Origin of the sequence: Cryptosporangium japonicum, from assembly GCF_039524755.1 — a bacterium.
GTDB classification, from domain to species: Bacteria; Actinomycetota; Actinomycetes; order Mycobacteriales; family Cryptosporangiaceae; genus Cryptosporangium; species Cryptosporangium japonicum.
The window spans coordinates 1-23,567 of sequence record NZ_BAAAGX010000032.1 but is presented as its reverse complement, the minus strand read 5'-3'; the positions used below and the strand labels follow the sequence as shown (position 1 = coordinate 23,567).

The following is a 23,567-nucleotide window of genomic DNA, read 5'->3' as shown; positions in this document are numbered from 1 at the left end:
AGAACACGGACGGTCCGGGCGCTCAGAACTCGAGCGCCTCGGCCCGGGCGTCGGCCGCGGTGGGTAAGGCCACCGTGGGCAGAGCCACCGTGGGGGGCTCCGGCACGCCGTCGCGTGAGAACACGACGCGGAGCGCGGGCACCGGGGCGTCGGCCGCCAAGCCCGCGTCGGCTGCGCCGAAGCAGCCGGCGAAGCCGGGCACCCCGGATTCGTCGACGACAAAACCGGCCACCGGGGCGGGCGCCAAGCCCGCCTCGGGCGGCGGGGCGGCCGCTCCGACGGCCAAGTCGGCCGCGCCCACCAAGCCGGCGGCCGCGAAGGCCACGCCGGCCGCCGCGGCGCCGGCCGCCGGCACCACCAGCAGCTCGTCGTCGACCGCGTCGAGCGCGGCACCGACGTCGGGTGCGTCGAACGGGGCGGGCCGACCGGCGGCGAAGAGCCAGGGCACCACCTACGGCAAGCCGGTCACGCCGGCGCCGTCGGGCGGTGGCAGCACTCCGCCGACGTCCGGCGCCGGCAACGGTGCCGCGGCCACACGCATCACGCCGGCGGCCAAGCCGGCCGCGAGCAACCAGCCCGCAGCCGCGGCCACGGCGGCCATGCCCTCGTTCGACTCCGGTCCGGCCCAGACGAGCCGTCCGGGAACGGCGTCGGTGATCCCGCCCGCGGCCCAGGCGGTGCCGGGCTCGGTGGCGGCCGCCGCGCCGGTCTCGGGTGGCGCCGCGGTGCAGCAGCCGGGTTCCGCGGCGCCGCCGCGTGTCCAGGTCGGCGAAGCGGTCCGGTCAGCGCGTCAAACCGTCTCGGCGGCCGCCAGCCGGGGCCCACGCCGGGCTCGGCTGCAGCTGAAGAAGGTCGACCCGTGGTCGGTGATGAAGTTCTCGTTCGCGGTGTCGCTGGTGCTGTTCATCGCGTCGATCGTCGCGACGTCGATCCTGTACATGGTGCTCGGCGCGCTCGGCGTGTGGGACAGCCTCAACGAGACGATCAGCACGGTCACCGCGGGCCAGGACGGTAGCCAGGGTGTCGACCTGGCGATCACCGCGAAGATGGTGATCGGTGGATCGGCGCTGCTCGGAGCGGTCAACATGGTGCTTTTCACCGCGCTGGCGACGCTCGGGGCGTTCATCTACAACGTGTGTGCCGACCTGGTCGGTGGCGTCGAGCTGACGCTGGCCGAGCGGAACCAGTAACTCGGTTTGGGGCGGGGCGGACGGGTAGGGTAACGTTTCGTCTCGCGTCGGGGGCTATAGCTCAGTCGGTTAGAGCGCATCGCTGATAACGATGAGGTCGCTGGTTCGATTCCAGCTAGCCCCACCAGCGCCCGCACAGGTGGGGGCGGAGAAGGGAGCATTCTCCATGTGGAAGAAGGCGCTCGTACTCGCGGCCGTCGCGGGTATCGCCGTTCTGGCCGCCAGGAAGTTCAAGGAAGCCAGCGACGAGCGTGAGCTCTGGCACGAGGCCACCACCGCGCCCGACCACCGCTGATTCTTCTCCGCCGCTGCGGCGTCCTGGTAGCGCCCACGGCGTGACGGGGACGTAGCTCAATTGGCAGAGCACCGCCTTTGCAAGGCGGGGGTTAGGGGTTCGATTCCCCTCGTCTCCACTTCGAACCGGACACCACCGGGGTTGCGCTAACCAGCGCAGCCCCGGTTTTTGTCGTTCTCCGTCCGTATCATGGTTCGCTCGTTCCTTATCCCGGTAATAACGGAAAATGCCCATTTCCTGCACCGGAGATTGCGTTATGGGTCGGCTGGTTCATTACCGACCTGCACCAATGTCGGAAGTCAATTACATTCAGTAGGACTCCGCTCCGGAGAGTGATCGGATACTCATCCCTTTGGTTGGAACAATCCACAGTCTCCTGATCACTGGGTGGTTTCATCAGTTGCTTGGCTATGCTCCCTGTCGACTGGTCGCGATATACCTGCCGGCTGACGAAAACCACTGGTAGAGGGCCGCGAATCAGGCGTTGGACCGGAAGTCGCCGGATATCACCGGAGCCGCCCGCTGAGGTGCGGCAGGAAGCCTGGTGCTCGGCGCGCCGACCGTTCTGCGGTCAGCGTGGCGGGGTGCTCGGTGCCCCTACACTTCTGGCTGTTTCTCGCGCTATCCCCGGGCGGTGGCGCGACTGACGCTAGGGAGCGTGATGGCAGTAGGCCTAGAGGAGGCCCGGTCGGCCACGCCGTCCGAACCACCCGGTCCGGCCTCCGCCCGCTTCACCTCGCTCCCGCCGAGGAAGCCGAAGGCGCCCTCCTGGGCCAAGGCCTGCATCGCGGTGGGTGCCGTGCTGATGGTGCTGGCCGGCGGCACGCTCACCGCCGCCTACGGCGTCACGTACCGCTACGAGAGCAAGCTCAAGCGCACCGACATCCTCGGTGACCTCACGGAGAAGCAGTCCACGTACACCGAGGGCCCGCTGAACTTCCTGATCCTGGGCTCCGACGACCGGGCGAGCGACCCCAGCTTCGCCGCCACCGAGGGCCTCCGGTCGGACACGATCATGCTCGCCCACGTCGACAAGACGCTGACGAAGACGTACATCGTGTCGATCCCGCGGGACAGTTACGTCGAGATCCCGGCGTCCGACGACGGCAAGTGGCAGGGCGGCAAGGACAAGATCAACGCGGCCTACAACTTCGGCGGACCGGCGCTCACCGCGAAGACGGTGCAGAACCTCACCGGCGTCACGCTGAACGGCGCGTTCATCCTCGACTTCAGCAGCGTCCGGAAACTGGTCGCCATCGTCGGCGGCGTCACGGTCTGCATTCCGTTCTCGATGAGTTCGATCCACACCGACCGGAAGTGGAAGAAGGGGTGCAACTTCCTCACCCCCGACGCCTCGCAGGACTTCATGCGGCAACGCAAGACCGTGCCCGGTGGAGACTTCGGCCGGATGCAGAACCAGCAGCGCGTCATCCTGGCGGTCGCGAAGAAGATGACGTCCAAGGGCGTCATCACCGACCCGAAGAAGCTCGACAAGCTGCTCACCACGGTCGCCGAGTCGGTCACCGTCGACCAGAACCTGAACCTGCCCGACCTGGCGCTGGGTCTGAAGAACGTGCGGCCCGACAACTTGCGGTGCACCACGCTGCCGTTCCTCACCGACAACCTGCAGACGCCCGCCGGCAGTTCGGTCGAGCTCGATCCGGTCAAGGGTGAGCAGCTCTATGCCGCGATGCGTGACGACACGATGGACGCCTACCTGGCCGCCAACCCGCCGTCCAACGCCGGCCAGACCGGAGCCTGCTCGTAAGTTCAAGTTGTACGGTTCACAGGTTTAACCCCGGGGTACAAGCCCTCCGCTGGGCCGCGCCGCCGCCCTAAACCAGGCCCCCTCGGCCCGACCCCAGCGGAAAGGGGTTGGGTCGTATGACGACCGATCTCGCAGCGACGCTAGACGTCAATGCGATCGATTACACGATCCTCGGCATCTATTTCGCGATCGTCATCGCTATCGGACTACTCGCCCGGCGGGCGGTGGCCACCAGTGAGGACTTCTTCCTCTCCGGGCGTGCACTGCCGGCCTGGGTGACAGGGCTGGCATTCGTCGCCGCGAACCTCGGAGCGCTCGAGATCCTCGGTATGGCGGCGAACGGTGCCGAGTACGGCATCGCCACCGTGCACTTCTACTGGATCGGCGCCGTACCGGCGATGGTCTTCCTCGGCCTGGTACTCATGCCGTTCTACTACAGCACGCGGGTGCACAGCGTGCCCGAGTACCTGCGTCGCCGGTTCAACGCGCCGACGCACGCGTTCAACGCGCTCTCGTTCGCGGTCGCCTCCGTGCTCACCGCCGGCGTCAACCTGTACGCGCTCGGCCTGATCATCCAGAGCCTGCTCGGCTGGCCGCTCTGGCTGGCGATCTTCGTCTCCGCGGGCTTCGTGCTGATCTACATCACGCTCGGCGGTCTCTCCGGTGCGATCTACACCGAGGTGCTCCAGTTCTTCGTGATCCTCGCCGGGCTGATCCCGCTCGTCATCGTCGGTCTCTCGGCCGTCGGTGGGTGGGACGGTCTGAAGGACAAGGTGACCGAGAACACCGACCTTGGTGCGTCGGCGTTCAGCCAATGGGGCGGTACGGGAGTCGGGGACGCCACGAACCCGCTCGGCGACTGGATCGGCATCGTCTTCGGCCTCGGCTTCGTGCTGAGCTTCGGCTACTGGACGACGAACTTCGCCGAGGTGCAGCGGGCGCTGAGCGCCAAGGACCTGTCGGCGGCGCAGCGCACACCGCTCATCGGCGCGTTCCCCAAGATCTTCATCCCCGCGCTGACGATCATCCCGGGCCTGGTCGCGCTCGTGCTGATCCCGCAGCTCGGCAAGGAGGGCGGCCCCACCTACAACGACGCCATCCCGGAGCTGATGGCGAAGTTCCTGCCCAACGGCGTGCTGGGCATCGCGCTCACCGGTCTGCTGGCCGCGTTCATGGCCGGTATGGCGGCGAACGTCAGCTCGTTCAACACGGTGTTCACCTACGACCTGTGGCGGCCGTACGTCGTCAAGAACCGGCCCGACCGGTACTACCTGCAGGTGGGCCGCATCATCACGGTGATCGGCATCGTGATCGGCATCGGCACCGCGTTCATCGCCGCCGGCTACGAGAACATCATGAACTACGTCCAGGCGTTGTTCTCGTTCTTCAACGCCCCGTTGTTCGCGACGTTCATCGTCGGTGTGTTCTGGAAGCGCATGACGGCCTGGGCCGGTTTCTGGGGTCTCGTCTCCGGTACCGCGGCGGCGATCCTGGCTTACCTGAGCTTGAACGACAAGCTCGGCATCCCGGAGATCGTGTTCATCGAGTCGACCCAGAGCCGGAACTTCTGGGGCGCGATCGCCGCGTTCGTCGTCGACGTCGTGGTTACGGTGATCGTGACGCTGCTCACCAAGCCCAAGCCGATCGACGAGGTCAAGGGCCTGGTGTGGGGCGTGCCCGACCCGGACAACCCGGATGCGGCCGACGCGCAGAACGTGCGCCGCTGGTGGGAGTCGCCGAAGGTGCTCGGGTTCACCGCGCTCGGCATCACCGTCGTCCTGTCGATCGTCTTCCTCTGAGTCAGGAGAGGCTATGTCCGAGACCGAGGAAAAGTCTGCTTCCCGGAACCTCTTCGACCTGCGCTGGCTGATCGCGGGCCTGTTCCTGCTCTACGGCGTCGTACTGATCCTGCTCGGGATCTTCGACTCCGACGCGGAGATCCAGAAGGCCGACGGGATCCGTATCAACCTGTGGACCGGCATCGGGATGTTCGTGCTCGGGGCCCTGTTCGGGCTCTGGTCCTGGCTGCGGCCGCTCCGCGCGGACGCGGCACCGCCGCTGGACACCGACGCGTGAAACAGCACCGGGGTGGCCGTTTCGGCCACCCCGGTGCACACGTACTACGTCTTACCGCGACGTCGTTCCAGCGTTGAACGCTTCGAGGGTCCACGCGTCGAACCGGCGCGCGACCGCCGCGAAGCCGTTGCGGATCATGCCGATCGTGAGTCGGCTCGGGGCCAACAGGACGGGCATCAAGCTCTCCCATGCGGGGTCGTCAGTGTCTTGCCTTACGTCTTCCAGGCTACTGGATCGATACAGTTCGGCAAGCGGCACCTGCGGTGTACCGAGTCACATCGGCCTATCCTTGGGCGTCGGCAACGGGCGGTGAACCCGCGAGCGGGAGGTGACGGCATGGTCAACAGTGAAATCCGGCCCACCGAGGTGCACTCCTCTGATCGGCAGCGATCGCGGCCGATGGCACGGGCGCTGGCCGCGCCGGTCCGAACGCTCGGCAAGGTGCTGCCCCGCCCGCTCCACGGCCCGACCACCGCCGCCGACCCGCACCCGTCACGCACACCGGGTTCCGCGATCGTGGATTGCGGCCTGTACATCGACGGGGTGCGCAAGCCCGGCCGGATGGACTACGTGGCGGCGCTGGAGATGGCCAAGCGCAACGACAACGCGTTCGTCTGGCTCGGCCTGCACGACGTCACCGCGGACGAGTTCGCCGACGTCGCCAAGACGTTCGGGCTCCACGAACTGGCGGTCGAGGACACGATCGTCGCGTTCGCCCGACCCAAGGTCGAGCGCTACGCCGACGTCACGTTCGTCGTCATCAAGACCGCGCGGTACATCCGCAGCGGCGAGCTCACGGCCACCAGCGAAGTGGTCGAGACCGGTGACGTCATGCTGTTCCTCGGCGAGCGGTTCGCGATCACCGTCCGGCACGGTGACGCCTGCCGGCTGCGTGGCGTGCGCAAGAACCTCGAGCAGCGGCCCGACCTCATTCGTCAGGGCCCGTGGGCGGTCTTCCACGCCGTGGTCGACCAGATCGTCGACCGCTACGTCGAGGTCGTCGACGCGATCGAGGACGACATCGACGAGATGGAAGCCAGCGTGTTCGACAGCTCGAACGTCGACATCCCGCGGATCTACCGGCTCAAGCGCGAGGTCGTGGAGCTCAAGCGGGCCGTGCTTCCGCTGGCCCGGCCGTTGGAGAGCCTGGTGAGCGGCGCGGTGCTGAGCGTCCCGCAAGAGATCCGCCGCTACATCCGGGACGTCGCCGACCACCACAGCCGCGTGGTGGACCAGATCGCGAGCTTCGACGACCTGCTGAACTCCATCCTGCAGGCCAGCCTGGCGCAGGCCGGCATCCAGCAGAACAACGACATGCGCAAGATCTCGGCGTACGCGGCGATCGGCATCGTGCCGACGGCCGTCGCCGGGATCTACGGCATGAACTTCGATTACATGCCCGAGCTGACCTGGCGGTTCGGCTATCCGTTGGTGCTGTTCATCATTTTTGTGATCTGTTTCGGGCTCTATCGATTGTTCAAGAAATCCGAGTGGCTCTGACGGCGAGGGGCCCGCGACCGGTTCGGTCGCAGGCCCCTCGCCACTCGGCGAGCACTCAACTACGAGTGCTGTCGGCGGCGGACTTGGTGTCCGTTGCCGTGTCCACCGGGTCGGTCGTGGCCGTGACGGTGGTACGCGTGTCCGGCTCGACCAGGTCGTACTCTTCCCACTCCGGCTGGCGGTTGCGCCGCGCGGCCAGGGCCACGCCGGCTCCGACCGCGGTGCCGGCGGCGAGCGCACCGAGCATCCACGGCCACCGGCGACGACGCTGACCACGCAGCGCCAGAGCGGTCTCACGAGCCCGCTTCGCGGCCTCCTTGCGCTGGCCGCGAGTCTGCTTCTCGAACTTCTTCGCCGACTTCTTGACCTGCTTCTTGGAGGTGGTCTGGGCCTCGACCGCGGCCGCGACCAGCGGTGCGAGCGCGACCAGGACCTGGTCGACCTTGGGCTTCACCGCGGTGACGGCCGTGTCACGAGCCGACTCCACCCGCGGGCCCACGGTCTCCCGGGCGGTCCCGAGTGCGGACTCCAGCTTCGGCGCCACGGCGACCCGCGCGGCTTCCACCTTCGGGGCGACGGCCACTCGCGCGGCGTCGACCTTTGGCCCCAGCGCGTCCCGAGCGCTGCCGACCGCCGGCTTGACCGCGTCCCGTGCCGCTCCGGCGGTCGCCACAGCGGCGTTGCGGAGGTGCTCTACCCCCGCCCCGACCTCTGCACCGATCTCCTTGGCCTTGGCCGACGCTTGGTCCAGCGTCGAGGCCTTCTTGCGACGGAACACCATCTTGCCCCCTCTGTGTGGGTCTCGATGTCCCTATCCTGCACGTCGGTCCAAGCTCGTACCAGCGTGGCAGGATGGGGCCTACACGATAGAGAGGAACTACCCCGTGGCCGACGATCTTTACGCCACTCTGCACACGAATTTCGGGCCGATCACAATTAAGTTGTTCCCGAACCACGCGCCGGAGACCGTGCGCAACTTCGTGGGCCTGGCTGAAGGCAGCAAGAACTGGACGCATCCGCGCACCGGTGAGAGTGGCCAGCGGAAGCTCTACGACGGCACGATCTTCCACCGTGTCATCGATGGATTCATGATCCAGGGCGGTGACCCGCTCGGCACCGGAACCGGTGGGCCGGGTTACCAGTTCAAGGACGAGTTCCACCCCGACCTCGTGTTCAACAAGCCCTACCTGCTCGCGATGGCGAACGCCGGGCCGGGCACGAACGGGTCGCAGTTCTTCATCACGGTCGCGCAGACCCCGCACCTCAACCGGAAGCACACGATCTTCGGTGAGGTCGTCGACGCCGAGAGCCAGAAGGTCGTCGACGCGATCGCGCAGGCGCCGACCGGCCGGGGCGACCGTCCGGTGCAGGACGCCGTGATCGAGAGCGTCACGATCGAGCAGCGCTGATCTGACACCGGGGCGCGTCCGGGAACTTGTTTCCCGGGCGCGCCGTTCGGCCTGTCAAGAGCAAGCAGAGGATGGGCAGTGACCGAGGAAAGCGCTCAGACCACCGCTACCCCGGTGTGTTACCGCCACCCCGACCGCAGCACGTACGTGACCTGCGTCCGGTGTGACCGCCCGATCTGCCCCGACTGCATGCAACCGGCGTCGGTCGGGTTCCAGTGCCCGGAGTGCGTCCGCGAGGGGCGCAAGACGACGATCCCGGCGCGCACCGTCTTCGGCGGCAGCCTCTCCGGTGAGCAGGGCACCGTCACCCGCTCGCTCATCGTCATCAACGTGGTGGCCTGGGTGCTCACGGTCGCGGCCGCGGTGCTCACCAGCGAGGTGTCGATCGCCCAGCTCGGGCGTTTCGTCATTTTCGGGGGCGTCACCGGGGTCACCGAGTGGGGCGCGGCGGTACCCGCGTACGGCGGGGGCTTCCTCGAGGTCCAGGGCGGTATCGCCGCCGGCGAGTTCTGGCGGTTGCTGACCGCGGACTTCCTGCACTACGGGCTGATCCACCTGGCGTTCAACATGTACGCCCTGTGGATACTCGGGCGCGAGTGTGAACGCCTGCTCGGCCGGGCGCGGTTCCTGGCGCTCTACCTGTTCGCCGGGGTGGGCGGCTCGGTCGCCGTGTACCTGTTCTCCCCGCTCAACCAGGCCTCGGCCGGCGCGTCCGCGTCGATCTTCGGTCTGCTGGGAGCGATGTTCTTCTTCCTGCGCCGGCTCCGGGCCGATCCCCGTGGCCTGGTGTTCCTGATCATCCTGAACTTCAGCCTGGGGTTCGTGGTCGCCAACATCAGCATCTGGGGCCACATCGGCGGGTTTGTCGTCGGCGCCGCGGTCGGCGCTCTGATGGCGTACCTGCCCGCCGGCCCGAACCGGGCCCGACTCCAGTGGATCGCGCTGGGGGGCGTCGCGGTGGCGCTGGTGGTTCTCATCGCCCTGCGCACCGCGTCGTTCGGAGTGCTGTTCTAGGCCGTGTCCTGTGGATCTCGCTCGCAGCGAGGCACCGCTCAGGCGTCGTCAGGCAAGGCGGAGGGCCTTCCGGATACCGCTGTTGTATCCGGGAGGCCCGACAACGCGGCCTGGCGGCGGCTGAGCGGAGCCGCAGCCGAGCACGGATCCACAGGACACGGCCTTAGCGACCGGTGCGCAGCGTTAGGAGCTCCTCGGCCACCTCAGCCGGGTGCACGCCCAACTCGTAGCGGCTCATGAAGTACAGATCGTCGTCGACGTCGATCTCGAGCATCGTCGAGCGGCCGAGCAGCCGACGCCGCTCGTCCACCCGAATGCGCTCGACGACGGCCCACGGGTAGCGGCGACGACCGGTGAGGCCGGCGAGCACGGCCACGCCCTCGGCGTCGGCCTCCAGGCGCACGGGCACCAGCAGGTCGCGCAGCCCGGACACCCCGAGCCCGCCCGCGACCAACAGACCGAGTACCGCGCCGACGAGGTCACGGGTGATCGTGACCGTCGCGACGACGAGCACGCCAGCGGCCACGAGCTTGACGGACGGGACGGCAACGGGAACGCGCCACTGCCGAAGAGTTTCGGAGTTATCCACAGGCCAGCGCGCCCGTCGCCCACAATCCGCCGAAGTTATCCACAATATCCACAGGCTGAGAGCCCATTCTGGGGGTGTCCTGTGGATGACCGGGGTTTCAGCGCCACTGCGTGAAGACGCCCAGGCTCGCGACGAGCATGCCGAAACCGATGGCCAGGTTCCAGGCGGACAGCTCGGCGACCGGGTACTCGCCCTGGGTCATGTAATAGGTCACCAGCCACGCGATACCGGCGACGATGAGCGCGATCGCCACCCCCGGCACCCACCGCGGGCTCGGTTTCGCCCGCTTCGCGGTGGTGGTGGCGCTCGGCCGGACATCGCTCGGCGCGGTGTAGACCTTCTTCTTACGTACGCGTGACTTCGGCACGGGTTTCTCCTGATACGGGGTTCCCGGGTTAGCGTAGTCGTCGAAGGCTCTCGACGAGGAGGCGATGTGGCGGCGATCCGGCGCGCGCGTTCTCCGCGTCACCGGGCCGGCCGGTCTCCCGCGGGCCCGACGCGCCACGCGCTGGGCTGGCGGATCGCCCTCCCCGGCGTGTTACTGCTGGCCGGAGTGCTGTTCGCGACCAGCGCCGAGACTTCCCAGGGCTCAGATCTACGGGGCGGACGCCGCGATCAGCTCGCGGAGTTGATCCGACGCGGTAACACTGAGGTCGCAACATCTGAACGCCGAGCCGCTGAGTTGCGTCGTTCAGTTGATGAGGCAACTCGATCACGCACGCGCACCGACGCCCGCTTGAAAGGCCCGCAGCGGGAAGTCGACTCACTCACCGGGCCCGCAGGACTGGGAAAGGTTCGCGGACCGTCGCTCACGGTCAAGCTCGACGACGCACCGCGTCGGCCCGGCGGGGTTCTGCCGGCCGGCGCCAACGCGGATGACGTGGTCGTGCACCAACAGGATGTGCAGGCGGTGGTGAACGCACTATGGGCGGGTGGCGCGGAAGCTATGACGATCATGGGGATCCGCGTGATCTCCACCAGCGCCGTGCGGTGCGTGGGCAACACCCTTCTGCTTCACGGGAGAACGTTCTCTCCGGCGTTCGTGATAACCGCGATTGGCAACGTCTCGTCGATGCGGGACGCCCTAGACACGTCGCGCGGGGTGTTGCTGTTCCGCCAAGCGGCGTCCGCGTGGAACCTGGGATACACAGTTGGAGACCCGCAGGTCGTGACGCTCCCGGCGTACGACGGGCCAACGGGGTTGACGCACGCCACGAGTCCGAGTCGCTGATCCGCAGCTCGATCCGCACGTTCGGCGAGGTCCTGATCACACTGGGCCTCGTCGTCCTGATGTTCGCCGCGTACGAGGTCTACGGCAAGGCCTACCAGGTCAACGCCGATCAGGACCGGCTGAACGCCCAGCTCGACCAGCAGTGGGCGGCCGGCCCGACGCCGGACGGCAAGTCGGCCGCGCCGGCCGAACCGCTGCCGGGCCAGGCCGTCGCCCGGCTCTACATCCCCAAGCTCGACAAGAAGTGGGTGGTCGTCGAGGGTGTCGACCCCGACGACATCAAGCTGGCCCCCGGGCACTACCCCGACAGCCAGATGCCCGACGAGGTCGGCAACTTCGCGATCGCCGGCCACCGGATGCCGTCGATCTTCTGGGACCTGGACAAGCTGAAGAACGGCGACACGATCGTCCTCGAGACCCAGACCGACTGGTACGTGTACTCGGTCAAGAAGAACTTCATCACGCTGCCGACCCAGGTCTCGGTCGTCAGCTCCAACCCGGAGAACCCCGGGCAGAAGGCCACCGCCAAGATGCTGACGCTCACCACGTGCAACCCCAAGTGGGACAACTACGAGCGGCTGATCGTCTGGGCCGAACAGACCAAAGCGCAGCCCCACAGCGCCGGAAAGCCCCCCGAGGTCCAGTAGACGTGTACGGATGGATTTGGGACCACCTGCCCGGCAACGCCGCGCTCAAGTCGCTCTGCGCGCTGATCCTGATCGGCGTCGTCGGGTGGGCGCTCTGGTTCAAGGTGTTCCCGTGGGCCGAGCCGCTGCTGCCCTTCGGTGACGTCACCGTCGACGGCACCGGCCAGACCGTCGACGAGAACAACCCGACCGCCCCGGCGGAAACAGGAGCGCCCACCACCGCGGGTGGATGACACAATCGTGGGGTGAGCCCACGCATCCTGGTCGTCGACAACTACGACTCGTTCGTCTACAACCTGGTGCAGTACCTGGGCCAGCTCGGCGCCGCGTGCGTCGTGCGTCGTAACGACGCGGTTCAGCCCGCCGAGGTGCTCGACGGCGACGTCGACGGGGCGCCGGTCGACGGAGTGCTGCTCTCACCGGGGCCGGGCGCACCGGAGGACGCCGGCGTCTGCATCGCGATGGTCGAGCAGCTCGCCGGCCGGGTTCCGTTGTTCGGCGTCTGCCTGGGGCACCAGGCGATCGGCGTGGCCTACGGGGCCACCGTCAACCGCGCGCCCGAGCTGCTGCACGGGAAGACCAGCGAGGTGCACCACGCCGACGCCGGGGTGCTGGCCGGGCTACCCGACCCGTTCACCGCGACGCGGTACCACTCGCTCGCGGTCGTCGAGGACACGCTGCCGTCCGAGATCGAGGTCACCGGTCGGACGCCGTCGGGGGTCGTGATGGCGATGCGCCACCGCGAGCTGGCCGTCGAGGGTGTGCAGTTCCACCCCGAGTCGGTGCTCACCCAGGGCGGGCACCGGATGCTCGCCAACTGGTTGGGCGCCTGCGGCGACGCGGGGGCGGTCGATCGCTCCACCGCGCTCGTCGACCAGGTCGAACAGCGTCGCTTGGCCGCGTACGCCTGAGGGGCTGAGAAGGCCGGAGAGACCAGAAAGGGCCCGACTGCCACCGCAGTCGGGCCCTTCGGGGTTCGTCAGCGCGTCAGCAGGTTCGCGCCGTTGTTCCGGGGACTCGGGCCGCTCGAAGCGCTGGCGCCGGTGCTCTCGGTCGGTTCCGGCGAATCGCTCGGCTCGGGATCGTCGCTGGGTGACTCGTCCGGGTCGGGCGAGTTGGACGCCGTCGGGCCGGTCGACACGGTGAGCGTCACCGTGGTGCCGCGGCTCTGCTTGGTGTTCTGGTCCGGCGACTGGGAGATCACGGTGCCGGCCGCCGCCTTGTCCGAGGCCACCTCCGCCTTGCGCACCTTGAGGCCGGCGCTCTCCAGGCGGCTCTTCGCGTCGTCGAAGGTCAGCCCCTTGACGTCGGGCACCAGCACGCGGTTGGCCTTCGAGATCTTGACCGTGACCGTGCCGTTCACCGGCAGCTTCTGGCCCGCGGCGGGGTCCTGCCCGGTGACCTCGCCCTCAGGCTGGTCACTGTCTTCGTCGTCCTCGATCTTGTACTGGAGCTTGGCCTGTTCCAGCCGCGCTTTGGCGCCGTCTTCGGTGAGGCCCTTCAGGTCCGGTACCGAAACTTCACCGGGCCCGCCGCCGATCGAGATCTCGACCTTGTCGCCCTGCTTGGCGGTGGCGCCGGCGGCCGGGTTCTGCTCGGTCACCTTGCCTTTTTGCTCCGTGGTGCTCGGCACGGTTCGCACGGTGACGTTCAGTCCCTGCGCTTGGAGCTCCCTCGTCGCGGACACCTGGTTCGCCCCGACGACGTCGGCGACCGTGATCTCCTTGCCGTCACCGCCACCGATCTTGCTGGCCGCGAACGCCACCACGGCCACCAGCGCGATGACCGCGAGGATCCCGACGGCGATCGTCGCGCCGCGGCGCTTCTGCGCGCCGTTGCCGACCGCGGTACCGACCGACGTCGAATAGCCGCCGCCGGGAGTCGGGACGACGCGGGTGGCCGCGCCGCCGCCGAGCACCGCCGTGCGCTCGCCGCCGGAGGGAACGGGCCCGGCCGCGACCGGACGCCCGGCGGCGGCACGCAGCAGGTCCGCGCGCATTTCGCCGGCGCTCTGGTAACGCTGCGCGGGGTTCTTCGCCATCGACTTGAGCACGATCGCGTCGATCGTCGCGCTGATCTCCGGGTTCCGCTGGCTGGGCGGAATCGGGTCCTCACGGACGTGCTGGTAGGCCACCGAAACCGGGTTGTCACCGGTGAACGGGGGTTCCCCGACCATGAGCTCGTACAGCAGGCAACCGGTCGAGTAGACGTCCGACCGGGCGTCCACGGTCTCACCGCGGGCCTGCTCCGGGGAGAGGTACTGGGCGGTGCCGATCACCGCCGACGTCGCGGTCATCTGCGACGACGCGCTGGTGATGGCCCTGGCGATGCCGAAGTCCATCACCTTGACCGCACCCTGCGGGGTCAGCATCACGTTTCCGGGCTTGATGTCCCGGTGGATGATGCCGTGCCGGTGGCTGAAGTCCAGCGCGGCGCACACGTCCGCGACGATCTCCAGCGCGCGCTGGGGCGCCAGCCGCCCCTCGGCGGTCAGCACCTCCTTGAGCGTGTGCCCCTCGACGTACTCCATGACGATGTACGGCACCGCGACGCCGTCCCGGCTGGAGTGGTCCTCGCCGGTGTCGTAGACCGACACGATCGCCGGGTGGTTCAGCGCGGCCGCGTTCTGCGCCTCGCGCCGGAACCGAGCCTGGAAACCCGGGTCACGGGCAAGGTCGGACCGCAGGACCTTGATCGCCACGTCCCGGCCGAGCCGGTGGTCGCGCCCCATGTGAACTTCGGCCATTCCGCCGTAGCCCAGCACGGGTCCGATCTCGTACCTGCCGCCAAACAGGCGGGCCTCGGTCATCGCCTCGTCCTCGGAATCGCGGACCCACGTGGGCCCTCGCTGCGGATCATCGGTTCGCTCGCTGCTCGATGATCGACTTCATGATCGTCCCGGCAATCGCCGCGGATGAGCTGCTGGACGTGCCGGCGTTCTCCAGAACCACCGCGACCGCGGCGACGGGCTGCCCGTCGACGATCGCATAGCCGATGAACCAGGCGTGGTCCTGACGCTCGTCGCCGTCCTCGGCCGTACCAGTCTTGCCACCGACGTCGGCCCCGTCGATCTGGGCGCGCTTACCGGTGCCGTTCTCGACGACCGCACGCATCATCTTCTGCACTTCGGCGGCATTCGAGTCGCTCAGCGGCGACGAGTACTCCTTCTGCCGGGTCGTCGAGAGCGTCGTGTAGTCGGCGGCCTCGACTTTCTTGACCAGGTAGGGCGTCATCAGCTTGCCGTTGTTGGCGACGGCCGCGGCGATCATCGCGCCCTGCAGGGGCGTCATCCGGACGTCGCGCTGGCCGATGCTGGACTGGGCGACCGCGGGTGGGTCGGCTATCTCGCCGGTCTGGCTGGCCGCGACGTCGAGGGGAACCTCCAGGTTCGTGTCCCCGAAGCCGAACTCCTTGGCCTTCTCCTTGATGCCCTCGGCCTTGACCACCTCGACACCGAGCTTGGAGAACACCGTGTTGCACGACTCCTGGAGCGCGAACTCGAGGCTGACCTGGACACCGTTGCCGCACGTCTCGCCGTGGAAGTTTTCGATGAACTTCTCGGTCTGCGGAGCGGTGTACTGATTCGGCGCGTCGACCTGCGAGTCGGCTTTGTAGCCCCGGTCGACCAGGGCCGCCGACATGATCACCTTGAACGTCGAGCCCGGCGGGTAGACCTGACGCAGCGCCCGGTCGAGCAGCGGCTTGTTGACGCTGTCGCCGTTGAGCTTCTTCCAGGCGTCCTTCTGCGGCTGGTCGGTGTGCGCCGCGAAGGGGTTCGGGTCGTAGGCCGGGTTCGACACCAGCGACAGGATCTCGCCGGTCTTCGGGTCCAGCGCGATCGCCGCGCCCTTCTCGCCCTCCAGCGCGTCGGCGGTGGCCGCCTGGACCTCCTTGTCGAGGGTCAGGATGACGTTCGCGCCCTTGCTCTTCTTGCCGGTGATCATGTCGGTGATCCGGCGCACGAACAGCTTGTCGGACTCCCCGGAGAGGTCCTCGTTCTCCTTGGCCTCGAGCTCGCTGTTGCCGTAGATCATCGACTGGTAGCCGGTGACGTGCGCGTAAAGCTCACCCTGGGGGTATTTGCGCTGGTACTTGTACCGTCCGTCGGTCTCGACGGACTCGGCGATCGCCTGGTCCTCCACCATGATCAGCCCACGCGGGCGCTCGTAGCTGGAGATCCGGACCCGCTCGTTCAGGTCGCTCGTGCGGTAGTCGTCGCCCTTGACCACCTGGACGTAGTTCAAGTTCACGAAGAGCAGTGCGAACAGCACGAAGACCGCGACCGCTACACGTCGGAGCGGAGCGTTCACAGCTTGACCACCTCAGTCGGCGCGTCCCGCAACTGGAGCGGCGGAGCTTTCACCTTGGCCGGACGGCGTCCGGCGTCCGAAATACGGATCAGCAGGGCGATGATCAGCCAGTTGGCGACCAGCGACGACCCGCCGTAGGCCAGGAACGGGGTCGTCAGACCGGTCAGCGGGATCAACTTCGTCACCCCGCCCACGATGACGAACGTCTGCAAGGTGATCGAGAACGCCAGCCCGCCGGCGAGCAACTTGCCGTACGAGTCCCGGACGTCCAGACCGGCCCGGATGCCCCGCGACGCGATCAGCGCGTAGAGCATCAGCAGCGCGGTGAGGCCGAACAGGCCGATCTCCTCGCCGATCGCCGCGAACACGAAGTCCGTGCTGGCGTACAGGCTGAGCAGGTTCGGCGACCCGGCGCCGGGGCCGGAGCCGAACAGCCCGCCGCTGCCGAGCGCGAGCAGCGACTGGACGATCTGGTACCCGGTGTCGAACGGGTCGTCGAACGGGTGGAGCCACACGTTCACACGCAGCTGCACCCGGCTGACGACCAGGAACGCGGAGTAGGCGCCGACCATGAACAGCAGCAGGCCGATCACCAGCCAGCGCCAGCTGTTGGTGGCGATGTAGAGCATCACCAGGAACAGGCCGAAGTACAGCAGCGACGACCCGAGGTCCTTCTCGAAGACCAGGATGCTGAGGCTGACCAGCCAGGCACCGATGATCGGCGCGTAGGCGCGGAACAGGAAGCCCGGGGTGGCCTTGAGCGTCTGGTACTTGCCGACGATCTGCAGGAAGTCACGGTTGTCGACCAGGCTGCGCGCGAAGTACAGCAGCAGCGCGATCTTCGCGAACTCACCGGGCTGGATCTGGCCGAGGCCCGGAATGATGATCCAAAGCTTCGCGCCGTTGATCTCGCTCAGCGACGAGGGCAGCACCGCGGGGAGCATCACCAGCACCAGACCGGTGAACAGCGCGATGTAGCCGAACCGGGCGAGCGACCGGTGGTCACGGACGAGCCAGAGCAGCGCGACGAACCCCAGGATCGCCACCGTCGCCCAGATGTACTGCTTGAGCGCCTCGCTGCCCTCGCCGCTCAGCACACCGGCGGCCAGCCGCTCGTCCGGGGTGAGCCGGCCCAGGTCCAGGCGCCGGATGAAGACGACGCTGATCCCGTTGATCGTGGCCACGGCGGGCAGGATCAACGGGTCGGCGTACGGAGCCAGGAACCGGATGGCCAGGTGCGCACCGAAGAACAGGAGCGCGAGCAGGCCGGGCAGCGCGAGCGCGTTGCCGCTGATTTCACCCAGCACCGACGCCTGTACCGCGACCGACATGCCGGTCACCACGACCAGCGAAACGATCAGCAGGAAAAGCTCGGTGTTGCGTTGGTTGTTGGCCAGCGGTCGGTCCGGCCGCCCGATCACACTGGTGAGCGCGGGGTCGGATCCGCCGGCGGGGCGGGGAGCGGCCGAAGCCGTCACCGGGCCACCCGACAATTCTCGCCGGGCTTGTCACTTTCACCGGCGGGAAGGATCTCCCCGGCCGGCCGGGACGCAGTGGCAGCCGGAGTACTCGGGGACGCGGAGGCTGGGCTCGACGTCGTCGCGCTCGAGTTGGGGCTGGAGCTCTCGCTCGGGTTGGGCGAGGCCGAAGAAGGAGTCGACGGGGGCGCCGACGGGGACGGTGTCGGCGTGGCGTCGCCGTGGCACCAGGGGAGGACCTGTCCCTGTCGGAGGTTGTCCACGATCGTGTAAGCGTCCTCACGGTTCTCGGCCGGAATCGTCTGCTCCACCGACTCGCGGGCGACCTGCTGGAGGTCGTCGACGCGGAGATCGGTGTCGGACTGCAGAGTGGAGAACTCCAGGCCGGCGAGCGAGCCGGACACGCCGCGGTAGATCGCAACGTGTCCGGCGTCGGTCGTTCCTACGTAGTACTGCTGCTGGGTGTAGTGCCAGGCCGCGTACCCGCCGGCGGCGAGTGCGGCCAGGGCGAGCACGGTCAGCAGCGCGGTGGTGCGGCGGCGGTGGCGGCCGCCGCTCTCGACCGGTTCGTCCTCTTCCTCGACGCCGTAGTTGTTGTCGTCGAGGGTGGGGCGGGGCGGGGTGGCCAGCGCCGCCCGGCCCGCCGCGGTGTCGGCGGTGGCCGACGTCGTGCGGTCGCGTGCCGCGGCACCGCCGACGACCGGGGCGTTGTCGGCCAGCCGGTCGTCGAGGATGTCGGCCACGATCACGGTGATGTTGTCCGGACCGCCGCCGCGCAGCGCCAGCTGGATCAGCCGGTTGGCGACCTGGGCCGGGTCATCGATCCGCATGGCGTCCTCGATCGTCTCCATCGAGACGACGCTGGACAGCCCGTCACTGCACAGCAGGTACCGGTCGCCGGGCCGGGCTTCCCGTACCGAGAACTCCGGTTCCACCTCGCGCCCGTCGAGGGCACGGGTGAGCAGGGAGCGTTGCGGATGGGTGTTCGCCTCGTCCGCGGTGATCCGGCCCTCGTCGACGAGCATCTGGACGTACGTGTCGTCGCGGGTGATCTGGTGCAGCTCGTTGTTGCGCAGCACGTAGGCCCGGGAGTCACCGACGTGCGCGAGCGCCAGCCGCGACCCGCTGAACAGCAGCGCCGTCAGCGTGGTGCCCATGCCCTCCAGGGCCGGGTTGGCGTCCACCGCGTCGCGGAGCTGCTGGTTGGCGTGGCCGATCGCCCCGCGGAGCGCGTCGACCAGATCGTGCGCCGACACGTCCTCGTCGAGGGGTTCCAACGCTCGGACGACGATGTTCGACGCCACCTCACCGGCGGCCATGCCGCCCATGCCGTCGGCCACCGCGAGCAGCCGCGGGCCGGCGTAAACCGAGTCTTCATTCCCTTCCCGGATGAGACCACGGTCGGACTTTGCCGCGTAGCGCAGCGTGAGGCTCATTCGCGATCCTCGCCGAGGAGGTGCCAAAGGTGCATGCTTCGCTCGCTTCGCTGGCTCATGAGCGCAACTCGATCGACGTGCGGCCGATTCGGATCGGCGCGCCCAGGGGGACGGGGGTCGGGGCCGAAATCTTGGTTGGGCCAAGATACGTGCCGTTGGTCGACCCCAGGTCTTCGATCAGCCACTCGCCCGCACGCGGCACCAGACGTGCATGCTGCGCTGACGCATAGTCGTCATTGAGCACCAACGTCGAGTCGTCCGCACGACCGAGAGTGATCGGTGAATCACCGAGAGTGATTCGCGTCCCGGTCAGCGCTCCTTCGGTGACGACGAGCGTGCGGGGGACACCCGCGCCGCCACCGCCTCCGCCACCACCGCCGAAAATCCCGCGCTTCGGTTTGCCCGGCGCCGCCGCCGGACGCCCGGCGGGTGCCAACGGCACACCGCGGGGCGTCGCGACCAGCCGGGGCTGGCGAGCCCCGGTCAGGTCACGCCGGATCACTCCGACGACGGCGAACACGAACACCCAGAGCAGTGCGAGAAAGCCGAACCGGGCGACCGCGAGTACGACTTCCGGCATCAGCCATCCAGCCGGAACGTGAGCGACGTGGTGCCCAGCTGCACGACATCGCCGTGCTGGAGGGCCGCCGCGTTGATCCGGTTCCCGTTGACCGTGGTGCCGTTGGTGGAGCTCAGGTCGGTGAGCACCACCCGGGAGCCGTCGAAGTCGACCCGGGCGTGCTGCCGGGAGATGCCGACGTCGGCCAGGCGCACCTGCGCGCCCTCACCACGGCCGATCACGGTGGAACCGATCACGATCGTGAACTGCCGCCCGTCCGACGTGATCAACCGGGCCTGCCTGGCCCCGTAACCACCCTGCGGCCCGGGCGGACCGCTGACCGGGTTGCCGTACCCGGGCCCACTGACGGGGTTGCCGTACCCGGGCGGGCCGCTGACCGGCGGCAGCCCTCCACCCTGCGGGGGCATGTTGTACCCCTGCGGCGGCGGATTCTGGTACGGGTTCGGGTTGTGCGCCGGCTCGACGCCACCGGTGTACACCTCGGCGGCGATCCGGAACATCCCTGTGTCGAGCCCATCTCCACGCTCGATCTCGACGATGACGTCTCCGTACACCGTCCAGCCCTGCTCGCCGATGTACTCGGCCTGGGCCTGCGCGAGCTCCTGCGCCAGCGGGGCCGCGTACTGGGCCAGCCGGTCGTGGTCGCTCGGACTCAGATCGATGATGTAGCGGTTGGGAACCAGTGTGCGCCCACCGCCCAAGATGGACTTGTGCGCATCCGCCTCGCGCTGCATCGCGCTAGCGATCTCCACGGGATGCACAACTCCCTTGAAGACCTTGGCGAACGCCCCCTCGACGAGGTTCTCCAACCTCTTCTCGAAGCGCTGCAGAACGCCCACCGGTTCCTCCTGTCCTCGGTTCGGCATGATCGTATCGGCCGCCGCGAACCCCCGAGAGGGGAGCATCCGGCACGTGTTAGAGTTCCCAGGTCTTCGCCGGGCAAGTGGCGGAATGGCAGACGCGCACGGTTCAGGTCCGTGTGTCCGAAAGGACGTGGGGGTTCAACTCCCCCCTTGCCCACCAGAACTACCTCCGGCCTCGCCGGCCTGTACGGGCCAGGCGGGGCCGAATGCGTTTCGGTGGACGCCTGTTCCATGAGCGTCGGCGATCCGACACCGCTGGTCACCGGCCGGACGCGCCCACCGGTGACCGAAGCCACCGCGGTCGTGCCGCCGGTTCTCATAGCATCCCCTCATCGGTTGACCTCGGAGCGCGGAACGCTACTACCAGCGCCGTTCGGTGTCGAAATCGTTGCCTGCGAATCGCCCCGGCGCATCCCCTTCCGGCCCGGAAAGCCGGTTGGGGATCTTCATGATCTGCGCCACAGTCACCCGCGGAAGCTGTCCCGCAGTGCGGGCAGGAGCTCCTTCTCCGACCAGTCCAGGAAGCCTTCCTGGTGGTCGCCGCCGATCTGGACGAACGCCAGGTGGGTGAAGCCGGCCTCGATGTAGGGGCGCGCCGCCTCCACCACCGCGGCCGGATCCGCTCCGCACGGAATCGATTCAGCAACGTCTTCCTCGCGGACGAACTGCGTCGCACCCTCGAAACCGGCCGGGCCGGGCAGTTCGGCGTTGACCTTCCAGCCGTTGCCGAACCAGCGGAACTGTTCGTGCGCCCGGGTGACCGCGGCGTCCCGATCGGGGTCGAAGCAGATCGGGAGCTGCCCGACCTTCGGGGCGCCGGTCTTGCCGCTCTCCCGGTCGAACTGGTCGATCAGATCGCCGACCGGCTCCACCGCGATGAGGAAGTCCGCGTTCTCGGCGGCCAGTTCCGCCGACTGCTTGCCCGAGACCGCGATCCCGATCGGCGGCGGCGAGTCCGGCACGTCCCAGAGCTTGGCCGAGTCGACCCGGAAGTGCTCGCCGACGTAGTTGACGTACTCCCCGGTGAACAGCGCCGCGATGATGTCCACCGCCTCGCTGAGCATCTCGTGCCGGATGTTCGCCGGCGGCCAGCCCCGGCCGACGACGTGCTCGTTGAGGTTCTCGCCGGCGCCGAGGCCGAGCCAGAAGCGTCCGTCGGAGAGCAGGCCCGTCGTCGCGGCGTTCTGCGCGATCACCGCCGGGTGGTACCGCACGGTGGGGCACGTGACGTACGTCATCAGCGGCACCCGCTCGGTGACCTGGCTGACCGCACCGAGCACCGACCAGGCGTTTGGCGCGTGACCCTGCGCGTTCAGCCAGGGGTTGTAGTGGTCGCTGATGACCTCGAAGTCGAAGCCGGTCTCCTCGGCGCGACGCGCGTGACGCACCAACGCGGTCGGGCCGGCCTGTTCGCACATGAGCGTGTAACCGAAATTCACCATGGCGCGGCGTTACCCGCGCTCTGCCCCACTACGCGGGCATGCGTCGGTAGGGTCAGCGCCGATGTTGTTCACCGATGCCGAGCCGGTCTCGGACGACGCCCTGCTGGGCCTCGTCTACGAGGTGTGTCCCCGGTTCGTTCCCGGCACCGTGCTGCACCGCAGTGCGACGTCGTTCGTCGTCGCCGGCTCGGTCGACCTCCGCCCCGTGGTGGCGAAAGTGCTGGCCGGCGGCGCCCCGTTCTGGCGCGAGCACTTCCTGCGCGAGGTCGAGGCCTACCGGCTGTTCGAGAGCGTGCCGCCGCCGGTCCGCACGCCGGAGCTGATCGCCGCCGACGCCGAGCGCGGCGTGCTGGTCCTCGAGCGTGTGTTCGGGCGGCCGCTGGCACGCGAGCGCCACCCCACGGCCTCGATCCCGCCGACCGAGCTCGCCGGAGCGCTCACCGAGTTACGTCAGCTGGCCAAGTGGCAGCCACCGGTCGGGCAGTCCTGGATCGTCAACTACACGCCGCGGATCGACCGCGCGCGGCGTCAGGGTGCGTTCGACGACGTCGACCGCGCCGCGGTGGCCGAGCTGGCGCGTCGCTCGGCCGGCCGGTGGGAGCTGGCCCACGGCGACCCGGTGCTCGACAACGTCCTGCTCACCCGGGACGGGTTCGTCCTGCTCGACTGGGCGACGGCCGGCCTCTACCTGGCCGGTTTCGACCTCGCCCAGCTCTGGGTGCTGCTCGGTGAGCTGCACGGCCCCCGGCGGGCCATCGAGGACCTGGTCGACGACGGAGGGCCGGCGTCGGTGGAGCCGTTCCTGGTCAACGTCGCGCTCCTGCTCGGCCGGGAGCGCCGTACCTACCAGCACCGCACGGACGACGTCGGCGTCGCCCGGCGGGCCCGGCTGGCCGACACCTGGAACGAGGTGCGGGCCCGGGTGCACCGTGCCGTGAAGTGACCGGTTGGTGACTCCCCGCTTGACCCCGGGTGCCCGTCCCGGATAGTTCTGCGTCACCCCCTCGAACGGATGCCCCCATGATTCGTCGTGCTGTAGTGCGCTGTGCCGTCGCCGCGATGCTCGTCGGCGCGAGCCTGGGCGTGCTGCTCCCGTCGACCGCGCAGGCGGCCGGGTGCATACCGCGGACCGGTCCCGCGCAGCGTCAGGTGGAGTCCTACCTGGGGCTCCCCGTCGACGGGACGGCGAATTACGCCGACTGCGTCGCCGTCCAGAAGTTCCAGCGACGGATGGACATCCGGCCGACCGCCGGATACGCCGGTCCGCTCACCTCGAGCGTCGTCAGCCGTCTGAGTAATGCCTCGCTGGGCTCCTGCGGCTACTCGGCCGGCCTCCGGGTCTGCGTCGACCTCACCCACCAGGTGATGTGGGTCACACGATCGGGCAAGCGGATCCACGGTCCGGTGCCGATCCGAACCGGTCGCACCGGCCTGATCACGCCCACCGGCACGTACCGCATCCAGGACAAGAAGATCAGCACGATCTCGTCGTACTTCAAGGTGAAGCTGCCCTACTGGCAGCGCTTCTACCGCGACATGGGCTTCCACCAGACGACGACCTGGCTCTACGACCCCGGATCGCCGGGTTCGCACGGCTGCATCAACCTGCTCCCGGCCGACGCCAGGGCGCTGTTCTCGTACACCAAGCGCGGCACCCCGGTGCGGATCTTCGGCCGCAAGCCCGGAACCTAGGGCCTGTCCTCAAAGTGGGTGCGCTGGGTGTGGTGCGTAGCTGGTTG

General features: G+C 68.4%; 27 protein-coding genes and 3 tRNA genes. 17 read left to right on the top strand and 13 right to left on the bottom strand.

Annotation, left to right across the window (positions count from 1 at the left end; genetic code table 11):
* Positions 1-22: 22 nt before the first annotated feature.
* A complete protein-coding gene (locus ABD437_RS34630) occupies positions 23-451 on the bottom strand; it encodes a hypothetical protein (RefSeq protein ID WP_344653192.1) in 429 nt (142 codons plus the stop codon).
* Positions 452-592: a hypothetical protein gene (locus ABD437_RS34625; protein WP_344653191.1), complete on the bottom strand. Its 141-nt coding sequence runs from the start codon at positions 590-592 to the stop codon at positions 452-454.
* 7 nt (positions 593-599) lie between these two features.
* Between ABD437_RS34625 and ABD437_RS34620 the strand changes: the two genes are divergently transcribed.
* The 7 genes from ABD437_RS34620 to ABD437_RS34590 all read left to right on the top strand — a co-directional run bounded on the left by ABD437_RS34620 (position 600) and on the right by ABD437_RS34590 (position 5,329).
* The gene (locus ABD437_RS34620; RefSeq protein ID WP_425558309.1) at positions 600-1,190 is read left to right on the top strand and encodes a DUF3566 domain-containing protein; all 591 of its coding nucleotides are present in this window, start codon (positions 600-602) and stop codon (positions 1,188-1,190) included.
* 50 nt (positions 1,191-1,240) lie between these two features.
* A tRNA-Ile gene (locus ABD437_RS34615) sits at positions 1,241-1,317 on the top strand.
* A 39-nt stretch (positions 1,318-1,356) separates the two neighbouring features.
* Complete coding sequence (locus ABD437_RS34610; protein ID WP_344653190.1) at positions 1,357-1,485, top strand: DLW-39 family protein; 129 nt, start codon at positions 1,357-1,359, stop codon at positions 1,483-1,485.
* A 45-nt stretch (positions 1,486-1,530) separates the two neighbouring features.
* A tRNA-Ala gene (locus ABD437_RS34605) sits at positions 1,531-1,603 on the top strand.
* A gap of 543 nt (positions 1,604-2,146) precedes the next feature.
* Positions 2,147-3,253, top strand: a complete 1,107-nt coding sequence (locus tag ABD437_RS34600) for an LCP family protein (RefSeq protein WP_344653189.1) — start codon at positions 2,147-2,149, stop codon at positions 3,251-3,253.
* Positions 3,254-3,369: 116 nt separating this feature from the next.
* The gene (locus ABD437_RS34595) at positions 3,370-5,052 is read left to right on the top strand and encodes a sodium:solute symporter family protein (protein WP_344653188.1); all 1,683 of its coding nucleotides are present in this window, start codon (positions 3,370-3,372) and stop codon (positions 5,050-5,052) included.
* A gap of 13 nt (positions 5,053-5,065) precedes the next feature.
* Positions 5,066-5,329 carry a hypothetical protein gene (locus ABD437_RS34590; protein ID WP_344653187.1) on the top strand — a complete coding sequence of 88 codons (264 nt, stop codon included), beginning with the start codon at positions 5,066-5,068 and terminating at the stop codon, positions 5,327-5,329.
* 51 nt (positions 5,330-5,380) lie between these two features.
* Here ABD437_RS34590 and ABD437_RS34585 read toward each other — a convergent pair whose 3' ends face one another.
* Complete coding sequence (locus ABD437_RS34585; protein ID WP_344653186.1) at positions 5,381-5,506, bottom strand: hypothetical protein; 126 nt, start codon at positions 5,504-5,506, stop codon at positions 5,381-5,383.
* 159 nt (positions 5,507-5,665) lie between these two features.
* Between ABD437_RS34585 and ABD437_RS34580 the strand changes: the two genes are divergently transcribed.
* Positions 5,666-6,829, top strand: coding sequence for a magnesium and cobalt transport protein CorA (locus ABD437_RS34580; RefSeq protein WP_344653185.1), 1,164 nt, complete (start codon positions 5,666-5,668; stop codon positions 6,827-6,829).
* A 55-nt stretch (positions 6,830-6,884) separates the two neighbouring features.
* Here ABD437_RS34580 and ABD437_RS34575 read toward each other — a convergent pair whose 3' ends face one another.
* Entirely contained in the window at positions 6,885-7,610 is a 726-nt protein-coding gene (locus ABD437_RS34575; protein ID WP_344653184.1) for a hypothetical protein, read from the bottom strand.
* A 103-nt stretch (positions 7,611-7,713) separates the two neighbouring features.
* Between ABD437_RS34575 and ABD437_RS34570 the strand changes: the two genes are divergently transcribed.
* Both ABD437_RS34570 and ABD437_RS34565 read left to right on the top strand, forming a co-directional pair.
* Complete coding sequence (locus ABD437_RS34570) at positions 7,714-8,238, top strand: peptidylprolyl isomerase (protein ID WP_344653183.1); 525 nt, start codon at positions 7,714-7,716, stop codon at positions 8,236-8,238.
* A 78-nt stretch (positions 8,239-8,316) separates the two neighbouring features.
* A complete protein-coding gene (locus tag ABD437_RS34565) occupies positions 8,317-9,252 on the top strand; it encodes a rhomboid family intramembrane serine protease (RefSeq protein WP_344653182.1) in 936 nt (311 codons plus the stop codon).
* 163 nt (positions 9,253-9,415) lie between these two features.
* Here the strand turns inward: ABD437_RS34565 and ABD437_RS34560 are convergent, their stop codons facing one another.
* Positions 9,416-9,778 (bottom strand): PH domain-containing protein, encoded by a 363-nt coding sequence (locus tag ABD437_RS34560; RefSeq protein WP_344653181.1) that lies wholly within the window; start codon positions 9,776-9,778, stop codon positions 9,416-9,418.
* Positions 9,779-9,938: 160 nt separating this feature from the next.
* The gene (locus ABD437_RS34555; RefSeq protein WP_344653180.1) at positions 9,939-10,208 is read right to left on the bottom strand and encodes a cell division protein CrgA; all 270 of its coding nucleotides are present in this window, start codon (positions 10,206-10,208) and stop codon (positions 9,939-9,941) included.
* 66 nt (positions 10,209-10,274) lie between these two features.
* On the opposite strand from ABD437_RS34555, the gene ABD437_RS34550 reads away from it, so the two are divergent.
* Genes ABD437_RS34550 through ABD437_RS34535 form a run of 4 tightly spaced genes read left to right on the top strand, consistent with a single transcriptional unit; the run spans position 10,275 to position 12,630 of the window.
* Positions 10,275-11,072: a DUF881 domain-containing protein gene (locus ABD437_RS34550; protein ID WP_344653179.1), complete on the top strand. Its 798-nt coding sequence runs from the start codon at positions 10,275-10,277 to the stop codon at positions 11,070-11,072.
* A complete protein-coding gene (locus ABD437_RS34545; protein WP_425558308.1) occupies positions 10,973-11,719 on the top strand; it encodes a class E sortase in 747 nt (248 codons plus the stop codon). Before ABD437_RS34550 ends, ABD437_RS34545 begins: the two co-directional genes overlap by 100 nt.
* Before the next feature lie 2 nt (positions 11,720-11,721).
* The gene (locus ABD437_RS34540) at positions 11,722-11,952 is read left to right on the top strand and encodes a hypothetical protein (RefSeq protein WP_344653177.1); all 231 of its coding nucleotides are present in this window, start codon (positions 11,722-11,724) and stop codon (positions 11,950-11,952) included.
* A gap of 12 nt (positions 11,953-11,964) precedes the next feature.
* Positions 11,965-12,630, top strand: a complete 666-nt coding sequence (locus ABD437_RS34535) for an aminodeoxychorismate/anthranilate synthase component II (RefSeq protein WP_344653176.1) — start codon at positions 11,965-11,967, stop codon at positions 12,628-12,630.
* A gap of 68 nt (positions 12,631-12,698) precedes the next feature.
* On the opposite strand, the gene pknB is transcribed toward ABD437_RS34535, so the two are convergent.
* Genes pknB through ABD437_RS34505 form a run of 6 tightly spaced genes read right to left on the bottom strand, consistent with a single transcriptional unit; the run spans position 12,699 to position 20,389 of the window.
* Entirely contained in the window at positions 12,699-14,528 is a 1,830-nt protein-coding gene (gene pknB, locus ABD437_RS34530; protein WP_344653175.1) for a Stk1 family PASTA domain-containing Ser/Thr kinase, read from the bottom strand.
* Positions 14,529-14,574: 46 nt separating this feature from the next.
* Positions 14,575-16,029 (bottom strand): peptidoglycan D,D-transpeptidase FtsI family protein, encoded by a 1,455-nt coding sequence (locus tag ABD437_RS34525; protein ID WP_344653174.1) that lies wholly within the window; start codon positions 16,027-16,029, stop codon positions 14,575-14,577.
* On the bottom strand, positions 16,026-17,507 hold the full coding sequence (locus ABD437_RS34520) for an FtsW/RodA/SpoVE family cell cycle protein (protein WP_344653173.1): 1,482 nt from the start codon (positions 17,505-17,507) through the stop codon (positions 16,026-16,028). The genes ABD437_RS34525 and ABD437_RS34520 overlap by 4 nt, the downstream gene beginning before the upstream one ends.
* A complete protein-coding gene (locus ABD437_RS34515; protein WP_344653172.1) occupies positions 17,504-18,943 on the bottom strand; it encodes a PP2C family protein-serine/threonine phosphatase in 1,440 nt (479 codons plus the stop codon). Before ABD437_RS34515 ends, ABD437_RS34520 begins: the two co-directional genes overlap by 4 nt.
* A gap of 55 nt (positions 18,944-18,998) precedes the next feature.
* Positions 18,999-19,523, bottom strand: a complete 525-nt coding sequence (locus tag ABD437_RS34510; protein ID WP_344653171.1) for an FHA domain-containing protein FhaB/FipA — start codon at positions 19,521-19,523, stop codon at positions 18,999-19,001.
* Positions 19,523-20,389 (bottom strand): FhaA domain-containing protein, encoded by an 867-nt coding sequence (locus ABD437_RS34505; RefSeq protein WP_035847369.1) that lies wholly within the window; start codon positions 20,387-20,389, stop codon positions 19,523-19,525. Before ABD437_RS34505 ends, ABD437_RS34510 begins: the two co-directional genes overlap by 1 nt.
* 71 nt (positions 20,390-20,460) lie before the next feature.
* On the opposite strand from ABD437_RS34505, the gene ABD437_RS34500 reads away from it, so the two are divergent.
* Positions 20,461-20,546, top strand: a tRNA-Leu gene (locus ABD437_RS34500).
* Between the two features lie 304 nt (positions 20,547-20,850).
* On the opposite strand, the gene ABD437_RS34495 is transcribed toward ABD437_RS34500, so the two are convergent.
* A complete protein-coding gene (locus ABD437_RS34495; protein WP_344653170.1) occupies positions 20,851-21,828 on the bottom strand; it encodes an LLM class F420-dependent oxidoreductase in 978 nt (325 codons plus the stop codon).
* A 61-nt stretch (positions 21,829-21,889) separates the two neighbouring features.
* Here ABD437_RS34495 and ABD437_RS34490 point away from each other — a divergent pair, with 61 nt between their 5' ends.
* Complete coding sequence (locus ABD437_RS34490) at positions 21,890-22,771, top strand: phosphotransferase (protein ID WP_344653169.1); 882 nt, start codon at positions 21,890-21,892, stop codon at positions 22,769-22,771.
* Between the two features lie 77 nt (positions 22,772-22,848).
* Positions 22,849-23,520, top strand: coding sequence for a L,D-transpeptidase (locus ABD437_RS34485; RefSeq protein WP_344653168.1), 672 nt, complete (start codon positions 22,849-22,851; stop codon positions 23,518-23,520).
* Positions 23,521-23,567: the final 47 nt, after the last annotated feature.